This window comes from Nocardia sp. NPDC060255 (genome assembly GCF_042727395.1).
Lineage (GTDB): Bacteria > Actinomycetota > Actinomycetes > Mycobacteriales > Mycobacteriaceae > Nocardia.
Map to the genome: position 1 here is coordinate 129,767 of NZ_JBHXAU010000014.1, position 15,316 is coordinate 145,082.

General features: G+C 66.1%; 15 protein-coding genes. 9 read left to right on the top strand and 6 right to left on the bottom strand.

Going from position 1 to position 15,316, the window contains the following annotated elements:
* Positions 1 to 51: 51 nt before the first annotated feature.
* On the bottom strand, positions 52 to 408 hold the full coding sequence (locus ACFWF1_RS25130) for a helix-turn-helix domain-containing protein (protein ID WP_379289838.1): 357 nt from the start codon (positions 406 to 408) through the stop codon (positions 52 to 54).
* Positions 409 to 1,160: 752 nt separating this feature from the next.
* Here ACFWF1_RS25130 and ACFWF1_RS25135 point away from each other — a divergent pair.
* A complete protein-coding gene (locus tag ACFWF1_RS25135) occupies positions 1,161 to 1,583 on the top strand; it encodes an Hsp20/alpha crystallin family protein (RefSeq protein WP_379289840.1) in 423 nt (140 codons plus the stop codon).
* 689 nt (positions 1,584 to 2,272) lie between these two features.
* A complete protein-coding gene (locus tag ACFWF1_RS25140; RefSeq protein WP_379289841.1) occupies positions 2,273 to 3,235 on the top strand; it encodes a hypothetical protein in 963 nt (320 codons plus the stop codon).
* A 53-nt stretch (positions 3,236 to 3,288) separates the two neighbouring features.
* Here the strand turns inward: ACFWF1_RS25140 and ACFWF1_RS25145 are convergent, their stop codons facing one another.
* Positions 3,289 to 4,032, bottom strand: coding sequence for an arylmalonate decarboxylase (locus ACFWF1_RS25145; RefSeq protein WP_379289843.1), 744 nt, complete (start codon positions 4,030 to 4,032; stop codon positions 3,289 to 3,291).
* 31 nt (positions 4,033 to 4,063) lie between these two features.
* Entirely contained in the window at positions 4,064 to 4,633 is a 570-nt protein-coding gene (locus ACFWF1_RS25150) for a TetR/AcrR family transcriptional regulator (RefSeq protein WP_379289845.1), read from the bottom strand.
* An 81-nt stretch (positions 4,634 to 4,714) separates the two neighbouring features.
* On the opposite strand from ACFWF1_RS25150, the gene ACFWF1_RS25155 reads away from it, so the two are divergent.
* On the top strand, positions 4,715 to 5,608 hold the full coding sequence (locus tag ACFWF1_RS25155) for a DUF4437 domain-containing protein (RefSeq protein WP_379289847.1): 894 nt from the start codon (positions 4,715 to 4,717) through the stop codon (positions 5,606 to 5,608).
* Between the two features lie 54 nt (positions 5,609 to 5,662).
* Here ACFWF1_RS25155 and ACFWF1_RS25160 read toward each other — a convergent pair whose 3' ends face one another.
* Positions 5,663 to 7,135 (bottom strand): dihydroorotase family protein, encoded by a 1,473-nt coding sequence (locus ACFWF1_RS25160; RefSeq protein WP_379289849.1) that lies wholly within the window; start codon positions 7,133 to 7,135, stop codon positions 5,663 to 5,665.
* A gap of 137 nt (positions 7,136 to 7,272) precedes the next feature.
* Between ACFWF1_RS25160 and ACFWF1_RS25165 the strand changes: the two genes are divergently transcribed.
* The 3 genes from ACFWF1_RS25165 to ACFWF1_RS25175 are packed head-to-tail and all read left to right on the top strand — an operon-like array spanning position 7,273 to position 10,720.
* Positions 7,273 to 8,463, top strand: a complete 1,191-nt coding sequence (locus ACFWF1_RS25165; protein ID WP_379289851.1) for a CaiB/BaiF CoA transferase family protein — start codon at positions 7,273 to 7,275, stop codon at positions 8,461 to 8,463.
* Complete coding sequence (locus tag ACFWF1_RS25170; protein WP_379289853.1) at positions 8,460 to 9,317, top strand: cyclase family protein; 858 nt, start codon at positions 8,460 to 8,462, stop codon at positions 9,315 to 9,317. Before ACFWF1_RS25165 ends, ACFWF1_RS25170 begins: the two co-directional genes overlap by 4 nt.
* Positions 9,314 to 10,720, top strand: coding sequence for an MmgE/PrpD family protein (locus ACFWF1_RS25175; protein ID WP_379289855.1), 1,407 nt, complete (start codon positions 9,314 to 9,316; stop codon positions 10,718 to 10,720). The genes ACFWF1_RS25170 and ACFWF1_RS25175 overlap by 4 nt, the downstream gene beginning before the upstream one ends.
* A 30-nt stretch (positions 10,721 to 10,750) precedes the next feature.
* Here the strand turns inward: ACFWF1_RS25175 and ACFWF1_RS25180 are convergent, their stop codons facing one another.
* Complete coding sequence (locus tag ACFWF1_RS25180; protein ID WP_379289857.1) at positions 10,751 to 11,644, bottom strand: hydroxymethylglutaryl-CoA lyase; 894 nt, start codon at positions 11,642 to 11,644, stop codon at positions 10,751 to 10,753.
* Between the two features lie 124 nt (positions 11,645 to 11,768).
* On the opposite strand from ACFWF1_RS25180, the gene ACFWF1_RS25185 reads away from it, so the two are divergent.
* From ACFWF1_RS25185 to ACFWF1_RS25195, 3 genes are read left to right on the top strand one after another with little or no spacing between them, the layout of a single operon-like run.
* Positions 11,769 to 12,983, top strand: coding sequence for a CaiB/BaiF CoA transferase family protein (locus ACFWF1_RS25185; protein ID WP_379289859.1), 1,215 nt, complete (start codon positions 11,769 to 11,771; stop codon positions 12,981 to 12,983).
* Between the two features lie 13 nt (positions 12,984 to 12,996).
* Positions 12,997 to 13,677 (top strand): isochorismatase family protein, encoded by a 681-nt coding sequence (locus tag ACFWF1_RS25190; RefSeq protein WP_379289861.1) that lies wholly within the window; start codon positions 12,997 to 12,999, stop codon positions 13,675 to 13,677.
* Positions 13,678 to 13,692: 15 nt separating this feature from the next.
* On the top strand, positions 13,693 to 14,400 hold the full coding sequence (locus ACFWF1_RS25195) for a hypothetical protein (RefSeq protein WP_379289863.1): 708 nt from the start codon (positions 13,693 to 13,695) through the stop codon (positions 14,398 to 14,400).
* A gap of 7 nt (positions 14,401 to 14,407) precedes the next feature.
* Here ACFWF1_RS25195 and ACFWF1_RS25200 read toward each other — a convergent pair whose 3' ends face one another.
* Positions 14,408 to 15,193: an IclR family transcriptional regulator gene (locus ACFWF1_RS25200; protein WP_379289865.1), complete on the bottom strand. Its 786-nt coding sequence runs from the start codon at positions 15,191 to 15,193 to the stop codon at positions 14,408 to 14,410.
* Positions 15,194 to 15,316: the final 123 nt, after the last annotated feature.

Genomic DNA, 15,316 nt, shown 5'->3' on the forward strand with positions numbered 1-15,316 from the left:
GACCACGTTGTCCGCGATGTGCGGGTTTGGGTCTCGTTCGCTTTCGCTGTTTCAGTCGGAGTCGGCGCGCTGATCGAGGGTGTGCTGGAGATCGGCGTTGAGGCGCAGGGCTTCGGCCAGCTGGTCTTCGAGGATAACTATGCGACAGGCCGCCTCGAGGGTGTTCCCGGCGTCGACGAGTTCACGGACGCGCCCGGCGATGCGTAGTTGGTAGCGGGAGTAGCGGCGGTGCCCGCCGGTGGATCGTTGCGGGGTCAGCAGGTGGGCGGCGTCGAGTCCGCGGAGGAAGGCTTGGGTGACGCCGAGGATTTCCGCGGCGCGTCCCATGCTGTAGGCAGGGTAGGTGTCGTCGTCGAGTTTGTCGGCGGCGCTGGGGCCGTCGGCGGGGTCGGTGTTCGGTTGCTGCACAGCACCTCTCGTAATTCAACGCTCGGAAGGCCCCGGCGCGGGTGCGCCGGGGCCTTAGATCTAGGAAGAGGGGGTTGACTTCAATTCTCACCGGCCATGAAGGCCGTTACTCCACACCGCATCCGGTATATGCCGGGACGCGGACCCGATATATGACTACTCAGTGACCACCTCCTGAATTGCCGGTCTAGCCCGGACGTATGTGTCGATCTTCTGGTGTTCGTCCCCCTCCGGCGGTCCGGCCAACTGCACCGGATTCTCTTCTCCGCCGGAGGGGACGGGTGGAACTTTCAACGTTCCGGGCAGTTCACCTGCCCGGCCTCTGGACCTTCTGTTCGAACAACAGAGACTGTATAGCAGCTTCAGAGGAATGTCTACATCCGCCACAACAGATTTTTGGCTGCGGCCGCAGCCGGTTAGTTCACCTGGTCAGACCGGTTCGGATCTCGACGACCGCAGGCCTCGAGCGCGCCCGATGCTCGCCATGCGGCAGTGTCGTCACTGGATCATTGTGCCGGGCAGACGATTCCGCGAAGCCGATCGAGGGCGCGGCGACCCAGGCGCCGGTCGCCGCCGGCTGAGCGAGACGGCGCGCGGCCACGCGGGCGGGTCACTTCAGAGGTGATGCCGTCAGATTCCCGGCGTCCAGTACTTGCACTCCCCTGTCGCGAGTGCTAAAAAATATCTATGCCAGATGGCACAGGTTATCTGGTCCCTGAGATGAAGAATGGAGTGTGTTGGAGGTGGCGACCATGCTGATGCGTACCGATCCGTTCCGTGATCTGGACCGGTTCACGCAGCAGGTGTTCGGCACGGCAGCCCGGCCGACGGTGATGCCGATGGACGCCTGGCGTGACGGTGACGAGTTCCTGGTGGAGTTCGATCTGCCCGGGATCGATCCGAAGACGCTGGATCTGGACATCGAACGCAATGTGGTGACCGTGAAAGCGACCCGCCCGGAACTGGATTCGGGACGGTCGATGATCGCCGCGGAACGCCCGCGCGGAGTGTTCAGCCGCCAGCTGTTCCTCGGCGAGGGCCTCGATACCGACCACATTCGCGCTGATTACACCGATGGCGTACTGCGCCTGGCGATTCCGGTCGCGGAAAAGGCCAAACCCCGCAAGATCGAGATCGAACACCGCGACGGCAAGCGCCAGGCTATCGACGCCTGACACAACCCGAGTAGAGGCGAGGTGATGCCCGTATCCGAATCAATGGAATGAAATGCGGTGGCGGTGAACGCCGCCCCCGCAGCACCTGGTGAAAGTCACGTCACTCTTCCTTCGTCGCGGGGGTGGGCCGAGCACGTTCGGTCTACCCCCGCCCAACTTCCTACCGCCGCTGACGACGGCGGAAACTACGACCGAACCACCCAGGTATGCGCGATGTCGAAACACATGAGCGAGCAAAGGCGCGCCTCGCATCGCCGGACGACCGTTTCTCACCGCAGTCCGCGCAGAGTCGCCACCGAGCAGGTAGCACCCTCATCTCCTAGCTACAGCCGCACAGGTTCCGACATCCACACGCCTGTCAGTGCAGCGAGTCGGCCTGCGGCACATCAGAAGTAGTACGGCTGTCGCTATCGCAGTCGACTGGGGAGAGCAGACCCACCGTCGGGTTATGCCAACGACGTACCGCGTCCGGCTCGCACCCTGCCCTTCGCTCAGCCCAGCAATTCCGTTGCTGCCCTGCGTAGTTCATCGTCGATCGCAACAACGCATACAGGTGCCGCAATCCATCACCGGGACACGGCGAAGCACGCCTTCCCCAGTCGCGACCTTGACGCCGCAGGCCCGCCGGTCGCAGATTTGTTTCCCGAGAAACGAAACATCGTTTCTCACAGAGAAACACAGGAATTACGTTGAACATCCGACGCCTGCTGGTCGCCATCGGCTTCATCGCCGTCGCCACCGCATTCACCATGCCGACCGCGACCGCCGATTCCGCGGTCACCAAGGTCGAGAACACCGTCGAAATCCGCTGTGCGTTCACCACATTGCACCAGAGCAGCGACTGGTATTTTCCCGTGGGGACACCCAAGGCGCTGCTGTGGCTGCAACACGGCTTCGCCAGCGCCAACGACTCCGTCGATGACACCGCGAGAAAGTTCTCGGCACAAGGCTTTCTGGTATTCGCACCCACCCTTCCGACAGCGAACGCTCTCGGCTGCACCCTGGAGAACCTCGGCAACAACACCAACTTCCTGCACAACGTGGCCGATTTGTTCGGAAAGGCCGCCGACCCCGGTGACAAACTCGGCCGCAGCTTCGCCGATGCGAAGAACAAGGCGCGACGACCGGACCTGGCCCTCCCGAAAGCCATGGTCTTCGCCGGGCATTCGGCGGCCGGCGAAGCGGTTCCCTACGTCACTCAGGTGCTGCGCTCCGACTACGCCGCGGCGTTCGCCTCGGTACGCGGCCTCCTCCTGTTCGATCCCGTGAAAAGCTTTGTCGGCAACAACCTCGGCAGCGCGCTCAACCACCTCAGCAATACCGCGCTGCCGATTCTGGCCATCTCTTCCCCGCCCTACCTCTGCAACGGAAATGGCAGCGGCACAACCGAACTGATCGGGCAGATCTCCCGGCCGTTCCTCGGCGTCCGGCTCACCACCGGATCGCATATCGATGTCGAAGCCGCCAGCGCACCCGCCCCGGACAAGGTCGCCTGCGGTACACCTCAGGCGAAGAATGTCTCCGCACTACAAACGCTCTCGGTCGCCTGGGCCGGTGACTTCGTCTCCGGAACGACCAGCGCCGACTACTACCCCGGCGGCGCGTATTACGAAACGCAGCGTTCCGCCGGAACCGTGCAAACTCTGCCTTGATCACCCAGATACGTGGCGGCCATCGGATTTCCGGTGGCCGTTGCCGTGCGCGGTCAATGCGCACTCAGCAGCTGTCCGGCCCCCTCGACCCGATCGTCGAGCCCGTGCTCGCGCAGCGCGTGCCAGAGCGTGGCGGCGTTGATCGCGATAACCGGTTTGCCGAGTTCGCTTTCCAGCTGGTCGGCCAGTGTGACGAAAGACAGATTGGTGCCGACCTGGACGATCGCCTGTATGTCTGGTCCATCGATGTCGGCGACGATCTCGCGCAGCCGGTCACTGCCGACCCGGGCGATGTCCATCGCGGTCGGGCAGCGCAGCCCGGTGATAGCGGCCACGTCGAAGCCCGCCTCGGTGAAGAACCGGCCCACCTCGATGTCGGCGATCGGCTGATAGGGCGAGAACACCGCGATGCGACGGCAGCCGAGTTCACGCAGGGCGGCGCGGCAGGAACTGGCACCGGTGGTCACGGGCAGGCCGGTGCGATCACGGAGGCGTTGCTCAAAGGCGGCATTGCCCGTGATCCCACCCCAGAACGTCTCGGCGGACATGCCCATGACCATCCGGTCGGGTTCGGCGGTGAGCACGTCGCGCACCGCGGTGTCGATGGACGAGCGGATCTGCCCGAGCAGGGCTTGGAAGTCGTCGTCGTTGCCCATCACAGGATTGGGGATGTACATCGATCCGGCACGGTAGGCGATGCCAGGCAGCGCGGCACGCCAATAGTCGTGTTCCACAACGGTATTCGTACTCGGCACGATCACACCGAAGACGGCTCGCTGGCCGACGGCATTGGTCATCTACGTATTCCCATGGTGTGCAGGGGTTTCCTTACAGAGCAGGATCGGCGATCCGGGTCAGTACATCGTCGATGGCGCGGTGCGCCCGGTTCCGATCAGCGGTGCGGTCCAACAACAGCGCGTCCACGAGCAGCGGCGAGACGATCGCCGCCGCAGCCCCCTCGGCGTCGCGTTCGTCGTCGACACCGATGGCGCGGATCGACCGATGCACCGGCGCCAGCAGATCCAGCACATAGCGCTGGCGCAACGGAACGCATTCCGGATCCGTCGTCGACGCGGTAACCAGTGCCCGCAAGAAGGCAGCAACGGGCTTGTCGCGCAGGCGATCACAGAGCAGATCCACTTCCGCGTGCAGATCCGCGATCGGATCTCCGGTCGGCTCCGCGCCCGGATGCGGTGCGACGGCGATCAGGGCCGCGAGGAAGTCCCGCGGCGTCGGCCAGTGCCGGTAGATCGTGGTCCGCGCGACTCCGGTGACGGTGTGCAGCCGTTGCGGCGTCAACGCCGAGTTCCCTTCGCGCAGTAGCAGATCCAAGGCGGCGGTCAGCACGATCCGCTCGGTATCGGCCGCGGGGCCCGCGGGGCGTCCTGGCTTGCTCACGGCATTAACGATACATCTTGTTTTGGTTATTCATAACCAGTACATTCTGTATCGGAATTATTGCTCGCCCTAGGAGGGCCCATGCGTCCACATGTCGAACTCATCGACGAACGCGACCTGATCTCACACGTCGCCGAATTCCAGCACGCCACCGGCAGCGCCGAACAGCGCAATCTCAGCTATGACGAGGAGAACGGCTCCGCCTCGCTCAAGGTCCACTTCACCAGTGATTGGTCGCGCCCCGCCGGCGTGCACCACGCCGACACCGAGTGGTTCGTCCTGTCCGGCTCGGTCACCATCGGCGACACCGAGCTCGGCGAGGTGGGCTTCTGGATTGCACCGAAAGGCGTTCTGACACCGCCGATCTCCGCGACCGCAGGCACGGAGATACTGCTGTTCCGCGAGGGTGGCGACTGGGCATTCGAACTCGCCGACAAAGATCGCGACTTCGTGCGCGAGGACCAGAAACTGGTTGTCCTCGACACCGCGGCAATGCCGTGGATCGACGTAAAAGACGGCAGCCCAATGCGTTTCGACCTTGGCGGCACACCAGTCCCCGGGCTCTACATCAAGCTCCTGCACCGCGACGCGACGACCGGCTTCTACACCCGCCTCATCAAGGCCAAGCCGGGCTGGCGCGAGCAACCCTTGGCTCACCACCCGTGCAGCGAAGAGGCGTACTGCCTGGACGGCGGGTTCGACTACAACTTCGGAAAGATGTGGCCCGGAACGTATTTCTGGCGGCCCGCGCTCATTCGCCACGGCGATTTCACCGCGCACGCTGAGCACGGCTGCACGTGGATTGTCCGCTCCGATGCCGATCTCGTGGACTGGTACACCGACAACGCCAAGATCGAGGTCTCCGGCGACCCGACGAACTGGGGCCCGGACCTGCCGCACAGCCTCGCACCGCGCCCGGTCGAGCCGGTCCGCTCCCGTTCCATCGGACGGTGGGCTGATCCGACCTACCAGTAACCGCGTCCGTCTTGATTCCCGCACGCCGAATCACCGCCGGGGCGCGTGCGGGTATCAGGGTCTGGGGGCCGCGCCCCGGTGGAGGTAGCGGCCGGTGGCACCGTCGCGCAGCTGGCCGTCGCGGACGATGTGCCGGCCCCGGAGGAAGACATCGGTGACCTTCGCGCTCATCTCGAAGCCCTCGAACGGCGTGTATTCCTGGGCGGACTCGGAGTCGGCGGCCCGAACCGTCCACTGCGCCGTGGGGTCGACCAGGACGATATCGGCGTCGTACCCTGCCGCCAGGTTTCCCTTCTGGGGCAGTCCGTAACGCCGGGCGGGATTCGCGGCGGTCAGCTCGGCGATACGCCCTAGGGACAGCCCACGTTTCAGTCCCTCCCCGATCAGGCCGGGCAACAGATACTCGGCGCCGCCGAAACCGGATTTGGCGAGAAAGACATCCGCACGATCGGCACCGAACTTCTCCTCGTCCCGGCAGCACGCGTGATCGCTGACCACCCAATCGATGTCACCGGCCAGCAGGTGCCGCCACAGCGCCTCGACATCGGCGCGCTCACGCAGAGGTGGGTTCACCTTGCCGCCGATACCGTGCGCGGTGTCGACATCGGCGAGCAGATGCCCGATGGTCACCTCGCGGCGAAAGTTCACGTGCGGGAAAGCTTTTGCCATAGTCAACGCCGCCTCGACCGCTTTCGCGGAGGACAGGTGCAGCAGGTTGATGTCGGCGAGGCCCGTCTCGTGCGCGAGATAGGACGCGATCGTGATCGCCAGGCCCTCGGAATGCGCCGGGCGCGAGGCACTGTAGGCGCGCAGACCGGATTGCGTGCCGTCCTGTTCGACAAACGCGGTGTAGGCGGCCATGATCTCGGCGGTCTCGCAGTGCAGCGACAGCGAGAGGTGGTCCCCGAATCGCTGGCGGGCCCGCTGGATCGCGCGCATCACGAACTCGAAATGGGCCAGGTCGTAGCGTTCGGTCGGCGGGATCATCAGGAACTCGGACTGATCCGACGATCGGCCGTGCAGGCCGTGGCCGCCGTAGAACATGAAGATCTTGAACGAGGTAATACCGAATTCCTCAACAAGGTACGGGATTTCGCCGATGTGCTCGGCGGTCATCGGCGCTAGATGCAGGCCGTAGTCCACCACAGAACGCCCCGCCATCCGGTCCAGGGCCTCGGGCACGAAATCACGGTACGAACCGCCCCGGTTGAGGTAGTAGCGGCCGGTCCGCAGGTAGCTCAACGAGGTGGTGACACCGCCCTGCGCGCACGCCCGGCTTTCGGTCTCGGTGTCGGCGGCGAGGTCACGGTAGATGCCCCAGTGCTGATGAGCATCGATCACGCCGGGGAAGGCGAGCAGGCCGTGCGCGTCAACCACCCGCGTCCGATCATCGGCGGGCAGATCAGGGCCGATCTCCCGGATCGTGCCTGCCGAGATCGCGATGTCGAGTGGTTCGGGGCTATCCGATGCGAGGTCGCTCGCACGGACGACACGGGCGTTGCGGATCAGCAGTTCAATGGCGGACACGCTGGTCTCCAGTTTCTCTATACGAAACGGTGTTTCCAATCTGGCGATCATCGCAGTACGATTCGCTGGTAGTCAACGCCGTTGCCGCGCACCAATGTTTCGGTGCGGGAAACAGATCGCGGCGCAGAGGAGGACCAATGGCACAGCAGCCGCTGGCCGGAATCCGAGTACTCGACATCGCGACACTGTTCGCAGGACCGCTGGCGGCTACCTTGCTCGCCGACTTCGGCGCCGACGTCGTCAAGATCGAGCACCCGAATGGTGACCCGGTACGCGGCCACGGCGCCCAGCGCGCCGGAGTCGGGCTGTGGTGGAAGCTACTCGGCCGCGGCAAGAAGTCGGTGACGCTGTATCTCGGCGAGCCACGCGGCCAAGAGATCTTCCGGCGCATGGTCGCCGACGCCGATGTCGTGATCGAAAACTTTCGGCCGGGCACCCTGGAACGGTGGGGACTCGGCTATCCCGAACTGCGCGCGCTCAATCCGCGGCTGGTCCTGGCCAGGGTCACCGGTTTCGGCCAGTTCGGGCCGTACGCGCGGCGCCCCGGCTTCGGCACCCTCGCCGAGGCGATGAGCGGTTTCGCGGCCGTGACCGGCGAGGCCGACGGTCCGCCGACCCTGCCGCCCTTTGGACTCGCCGACGGAATCGCGGCCCTGACAACAGCTTTCGCGATCATGACGGCATTGCGCGCACGCGAGCGCGATGGCGAAGGACAACAGGTCGACCTGGCCATCATCGAACCGATTCTCACCCTGCTCGGCCCGCAGCTCATCGCCTACGACCAGCTCGGTGAGCTGCAGGCGCGCATGGGCAACCGCTCCTCGAACAATGCCCCCCGCAACACCTATCGCACCGCCGACGGCGGCTGGGTCGCGGTCTCGACCAGCGCGCAGTCGGTGGCCGAGCGGGTGCTGTGGCTGGTGGGCCGCCCCGACCTGATCGAACAGCCCTGGTTCGCCACCGGCACCGAACGAGCAGGGCACGCGGACGAACTGGACGAGGCGGTGGGCAGCTGGATCGGCCGGCACAGCACCGAGGCGGTGGTGCGCGCGTTCGAGAAGGCAGAGGCCGCCGTGGCACCGATCTACACGGCCGCCGACATCTTCACCGATCCCCAGTTCCTGGCCCTCGGCTCGATCATCGCGCTGCCCGACGCGGAACTCGGCCAGGTGCGCATGCAGAACATCCTGTTCCGGCTGTCGGCGACGCCCGGCGAAATACGCTGGACCGGACCACCATTGGGTGCACATACCGATGAGGTACTCGCGCGCTACGGCGTCGGCCGGGCCGAGCTGGCCGAGCTACGGGTCGCCGGGGTGATTCGATGACCACCGGCGAGCCGGAATCGGAATCGACGGGCCCGGTTGACCGGTGCGATCCATTGCTCGCCGCCGTTCGCGGCGACCTCCACTTGATCGAGTTGGGGCAGCCGTTCTTCACCGGTATGCCGTGCTCGCCGAACCACCCCGGCTTCCGGATGACGCTGGCCCGCAGGCATGGCGACCTGGTGCGCCCGGATGGCGGTTCGGCCGCGAGCGAGATCATCGTCACCGGTGGGCATGTGGGCACCCACATCGACGCACTCAGCCACGTCAGCCAGAACGGGGCGCTGCACGGCGGGGTCGACGCGCACGAGGCCCAGCGCGGTGGCCGGTTCAACGCCCACGGTGCCGAAAACCTGCCGGGCATGCTACGTCGTGGCGTGTTGCTCGACATCGCCCGGTTGCACGAAATCGACACCCTCCCCGGCGGTTACGAGATCACGCCACACGATCTCGAAGCAGCTGCCAGGCAGGCGCGGCTCAGGGTCGGAACAGGCGACGTGGTACTCATACGAACAGGCTGGTCGCGACTGTTCGACGAACCGAATGCGTATCTCGGCCTCGAAACGGGCGTCCCGGGTCTCGGTGTCCAAGCGGCACATTGGCTCGCCGTCCGCGACGTGGTGGCGACCGGGTCGGATACCACGGCCTACGAGTGCATTCACCCGGGAGCGGGGCACAGCGTATTGCCCGTGCACCGAGTGCTGCTCGTCGAATTCGGCATCTACATCATCGAACACCTCGCACTCGACGACCTCGCCGCGAGCGGGATCACCGAATTCGCCTTCCTGCTCGCACCGTTGCGCATAGTCGGTGGCACCGGCTCCCCCGTCCGGCCGCTCGCGGCGGTGAGCCGATGAGCGAGGCAACGATCGTGCAGCGACTCGCCACCTTCGCCGCAGCCGCGCGCGACCACGGTATCGACGACGATCTCCGCGCGAACGCCGCACATCGAGTACTCGACGTGCTGGGCAACAGCATCGCCGCATCGGACACACCTGCCGCCCGCGCGGTGACCACCCTGATCGAGGGATGGGGCGGCACGCCACGATCGACGGCACTCGGGTTGCCAGGTCGACGGCCCGCCGCGAGCGCCGCGCTACTCGGCGGAACCCTCTCACATGCCCTGGATTTCGACGACACACATCTGCCGTCGGTGCTGCACCCCTCGGCGACGGTGGTTCCCACCGCACTCGCTGTCGCCGAATCCCGCGACGCCGGCGGTGTCGCCCTGCTCGACGCCGTCGCGGTGGGGGTAGAGATCGCGGTTCGCGTCGGTATGGCGGGTTTTGATGCGGCACTGGGCAATTCGATCTTCTTCGAGCGGGGGCTGCACGCGACCGCCATCTGCGGCACGCTCGGCGGCGCCGCGGCCGCCGCCATGCTCGCGGGCGCGGATGCCGACGTGATCGGCCATGCGATCGGCATCGCCGCGAGCATGGGTTCGGGGCTGCTGGAGGCCAACCGAACCGGCGGAACCGTGAAACGGGTGCACTGCGGGTGGGCCGCGCATGCCGCGGTCACCGCGGCCGAGCTCGCGTGCGCCGGGCTGACCGGCCCACCGACCGTCTTCGAGGGCAGATTCGGTCTGCTACAAGCGTTTTGCGGCGACCAGAGCAATCCGGCCGCGATTCTCGACGACCTCGGCAAGATCTGGGAATTGCCGAAGGTGTTCTTCAAACCCTATCCCTGCAACCACTTCACGCACGCGGGTATCGACGCGGCGCTGCGGCTGCGCGCGGCGGGCATCGCTCCCGACGCGATCGTGCGCCTCGAACTCGGGACAGCTACGGCGGCGCTGCGCACCATCGGTGAACCGCATGCGGACAAGATCCGCCCGCAATCCGGGTACCACGCAGCCTTCTCCGGTCCGTACACGGTGGCCGCCGCGTTACTCGGCGGCGGCGGTCTCGGCGTCTTCCATCAGGACTTCACCGACGAAGCCGCTGCCGACGTGCACCGGCTGGCGCTCGCGGCCCGAGTCACCTGCGTCGCGGACCAGCGCTGCGATGCCGTTTTTCCCTACCAGTTTCCCGCGGTACTCACCGCGTGGCTGCGCGACGGCAGCGTCCGCACCGAGCGAGTCGAAGTGAATCGGGGCGGTCCCGGCAACCCGTTGTCCGAGGCGGAGCTCGCCGCCAAGTTCCGGATGAACATCGAGCACACGCAGTATGCAGATCGCGCCGACAAGATCATCGACGCGGTTGCCGATCTCCGCGGTCGACGTAGCGTCGACGAACTCACGTCACTGCTACGGACGTGATATCGACGAGCGCCATCTGTCGTTGCTCGGTCATGACATCGGGAAGAACCCCGCCCGGCCGAGCAGGGCAGGCACCGGCTTGCCGAGCAGTTCGCCCAGCCACCTGCCGGTTTCGATCACCGGCTCGATCCGCACGCCGGTCTCGATCCCCATTCGATCCAACGCGTACAGCAGGTCCTCGGTGGCGATGTTGCCGGTCGCCGCCGGGGCGAACGGGCATCCGCCGATGCCACCGGTGCTGACATCCAATACCCGAACCCCGGCATCCAGCGCCGCAACGGCGTTGGCGTAACCGGTATTACGCGTGTTGTGGAAATGGCATCGCAGCGCCATCCCCGGCGCGATCGCCGCCGAGCCGACAGCTAATGCCCGCACCTGATCCGGCGTGCCGACGCCGATGGTGTCGGCCAGCGCGATCTCATCGGGCTCCGCGTCGGCGACGCGGCGGATCAGTTCCAGCACAACCTTTTCCGGCACTTCCCCGTCGAACGGGCACCCGAAGGCCGCGGCGATCGTCACAGTGCGCAGTAGCCCCGCCTGCCGCGCCCTGGCCGCCAGCTTCGCCCACCGCTCGATCCCCTGCCCTGTCGAACACCCCTGATTGCGCTGGCTGAACGAATCCGTGGCAACAACAACGACATTGATCTCGTCGACGTCGGCCGCGATCGCTCGATCCAAGCCGCGTTCATTGAATACCAGTCCGGCATAGGACACTCCGTCAACGCGCGGGACCCCGGCCATGACCGCTTCCGCGTCCGCCATCTGCGGCACTCGCCGCGGGTCGACGAAGCTCACCGCCTCGATGCGGCGAAGGCCCGCATCGACGCTGCGTCGCACCAGCCGAACCTTGTCCTCGACAGCAAGGATTTCCGGCTCGTTCTGCAGGCCGTCCCTCGGGGAGACCTCGACCAATGTGACGTTCACCGACCCTCCAGCCTTGCCACGTCGTTTCACTCAGGGATACATTGTATCCAATTTCGAGGATCCCGGTTCGCCAACTGCGCGATCGATGAGGACATCGGATGCCCGACAGAATGGAGACGGCCGTATGAGTGCCGAGGCGACGAAATCAACAGGGCCGCTTGCCGATCTGCGGGTGATCGAGATGGGGCAGCTGCTCGCCGGGCCGTTCTGCGGTCAACTGCTCGGCGATCTCGGCGCCGAGGTGATCAAGCTGGAAGCTCCCGGCACCGGCGATCCGATGCGGCAGTGGGGGCGCGAACAGTCGCAAGGAAAATCGCTGTGGTGGCCGGTCGTCGCGCGGAACAAGAAGTCGGTCACGTGCAATCTTCGCGATGCCGCCGGCCAGCGGCTCGCGCGCCGGTTGATCGATCGGGCCGACATCGTCGTCGAGAACTTCCGGCCCGGCACCATGGAGCGCTGGCACCTCGGATTCGACCAGCTACGAGAAAAGCATCCGGAACTGATCATGACGCGGGTCACCGGTTACGGCCAGACCGGGCCGTACGCTCCGCGCGCGGGCTACGGCTCGATCGGCGAGGCGATGGGTGGCATTCGTTATGTCACAGGCGATCCCGACCACCCGCCGGCCAGAACCGGTATCTCCCTGGGCGACTCGCTCGCCGCGGTCTTCGCGACCATCGGCACCCTCGCCGCGGTGCATCACCGCACGAATACCGGACGCGGTCAAATGGTCGACTCGGCCATCTACGAAGCGGTTCTCGCGATGATGGAATCACTGTTGCCCGAATGGGCGGTCACCGGCTATCAGCGCGAGCGCACCGGACCGGTGCTGCCGAATGTCGCCCCGAGCAACGTCTATCCCACCGCAGGCGGCGAGATGATTCTGGTCGCCGCGAATCAGGACACCGTGTTCGCCCGGCTGGTAAAGACCATGGGCCGTCCCGAACTCGCTACCGACACAAGGTATTCCACACATATCGCCCGCGGCGCGCGGATGGCCGAACTGGACGACCTGATCGCCGGATGGACGGCGACGATCGAGACCGGCGACCTGCTCGACCAGCTGCACGCGGCGGGCGTCCCCGCGGGCCGCATCTTCACCGCCCGTGACATGTTCGCCGACCCGCACTTCGCCGCACGCGAGGCGATCGTGCGACTTGCCCACCCGGAGTTCGGCGAGCTACCGATGCACAACGCCTTCCCGAAGTTGAGCGAGACACCGGGATCGGTCCGCCATCCGGGGCCCGGGCTGGGCGAGCACAACCACGACGTCTACGGCGGTCTGCTCGGCCTCGATCCGGACATCATCGGACAGCTCACCGCCGATGGCGTCATCTGAGGGGAGAGCACCGATGACCGAGCGAGCAGGCGACTACCGCCGCTCCGGCTACAGCGCACGCCTCGGCGCGGGCAGTTCGCCCGCCGTGCTCGTGGTCGACATCTGCGCCGCTTACCTCACCGACGGCTCACCATTGCGCGCACCGGTTGCGGACGCGGTGCGCCGCGCCACCGAAATCGTCACGCAGGCAAGGTGTTCCGGCTTGCCCGTGATCTTCACCCGAGTGCGCTTCGAGCCGGGCGGCCCCGACGGCGGCCTCTTCCGCCAGAAGGTGCCGGCACTGCGGGTGTTCGAGGCGGGCAATCCGCTCGGCGACTTCCTCGACGATCCCGCACCCGCGCCAGGTGAAACGGTGATCACCAAGCAGTACGCCAGTGCTTTTCACGCCACCCCCCTGGCCGCGCTGCTGACCGCCCGGCGCATCGACACCCTCGTCATCGTCGGCCTCACTACCAGCGGGTGTGTGCGTGCCTCCGCGACGGATGCGCTGCAGCACGGGTTCCGGCCGCTGATCGTCGCCGACGCGTGCGGGGATCGTGACGCCGCGTTGCACGAGGCGAATCTGCTCGATCTGGATATCAAGTACGCCGACGTGCTCAACCAGGACGAGGCGCTCGCGGTATTGCGTTCAGCCGGCGTCGGCAACCAGCTATTAACGACACCCCAGACCGCCGCCCGCGCGGAACTGGCATAGCGGACAAGAGGATTCATGGGTCAACACCCGCACGGTTGGTGGATCGTGCTACATCTGGTCCTGTTCGTATTCTGGCTGGGCGGCGACCTCGGCGTCTTCTACTCGAGCCGGTTCGTCATCGATCCCGAGCTCAGTCCCCCGGCGCGTGCGACGGCGCTGGCGATCATGAGCGGCCTGGACCTGGGGCCGAAGGTCTGCCTCGTCCTGTTCCTGCCCAGCGGCGTCACCCTGATGGCATTGGAGCCGCACGGGGCCACCCTGTTCGGAATCGCTTTGTTCCCTTGGTGGTTCGTCGTGCTGGTGTGGCTCTTCGGCGCGGCCTGGCTGACGCTGACCGTGCTCGCGCACCGCACGCATGGTCGGCTCGTTGCGGTGCGGCAGGCCGACCTGATCATTCGATTCGCGGTCATCGCCGCCATGGCCGGGGCAGGCGGCTACACCTTGCTCGTACCCGATCCGTTCGGCGTGACGACCAACCCGCGCTGGCTCGGCGCCAAGATTCTGCTGTACACCCTCGCCATCGCGGCCGGCCTCGGCATCCGAATGACGTTGCGCCCCTTCGGCCTCGCATTCGGCACGCTGATGGCCGAAGGTTCCAGCGAGTCCGTCGAACGCACGCTACGACGCAGTGTCGACGGATGCCTCCCGTACGTATGGCTGATCTGGGGCAGCGTGCTCGCCGCGGCCACGCTGGGCGTGCTCAAACCCGGTGCCCGGTTGTGAGTCGCGGTTACGGCGTGTAGCCCAACTGGGCCGATACCGCCCCGGCCGCCTTCACCAGCATCGGCACACACGCGTCCATCCGCGGCTGGAAGCGCGACAACGGACCGCACACGCTGATCGCGGCAACCACCCCGCCGTCGTGGTCCAGGATCGGCGCGGCGATGGAGGCCGCCCCGATCTGCCGCTCCCCCATCGAGATCGCATAGCCGCGCTTCTTGGTCGCGTTCAGCTCGATGCGCAGCTTACGCACGGAAGTGATCGTCGCGTCGGTGAACGCGGTCAGCTCGTGCCTGCTCAGGTACTCATCGATCTGCGCCTTGGGCAGTTGCGCCAGGATCACTTTGGAGGAGCTGCCCGCGTACAGCGGGTACGGCAGGCCGAGGGCGACCTCCATCCGCAATTCCTGTTCCGGCACAACCTGATCCACATACATTCGGGTGTCACCGCGCCGGATCGACAGCGTGGCCGTCTCCCCCGTCACCGCCGCCAGCCTGCGCAGCTCCGGCGCGGCCATCACCCGAAGGTCGGTGCGCGCCAGATAGGCCCGGCCGAGCGCGATGGCGGCATGCCCGAGCGCGTAACGGCGAGTAGCGGGTTCGAAAGCGATGAGGTCGCGGTTGCGCAGGGCGGTGAGGATACGGTGCACCGCGGCCTTGGTGATGCCGAGCTCGGTGGCGATCTCGGTGACGCCCAGATCGGCCCTGCCGCTGCGGCCGAACAGCAACAGCACATCCATGGCCCGCTCCACCGCGGCGATCGACCGGCTCTGGCTGTCGGATTCGATTTCGGACACGCCCAGAGTGTATGCGGTGGATTTCCCGATGGGAAACACCATCCCCATCCTTGTTCCGCTTGCGCCGCGCCGCCACCAAGCGTTACCTTGTGCGTAACAGTGTTTCCACTATCGAAACGGACT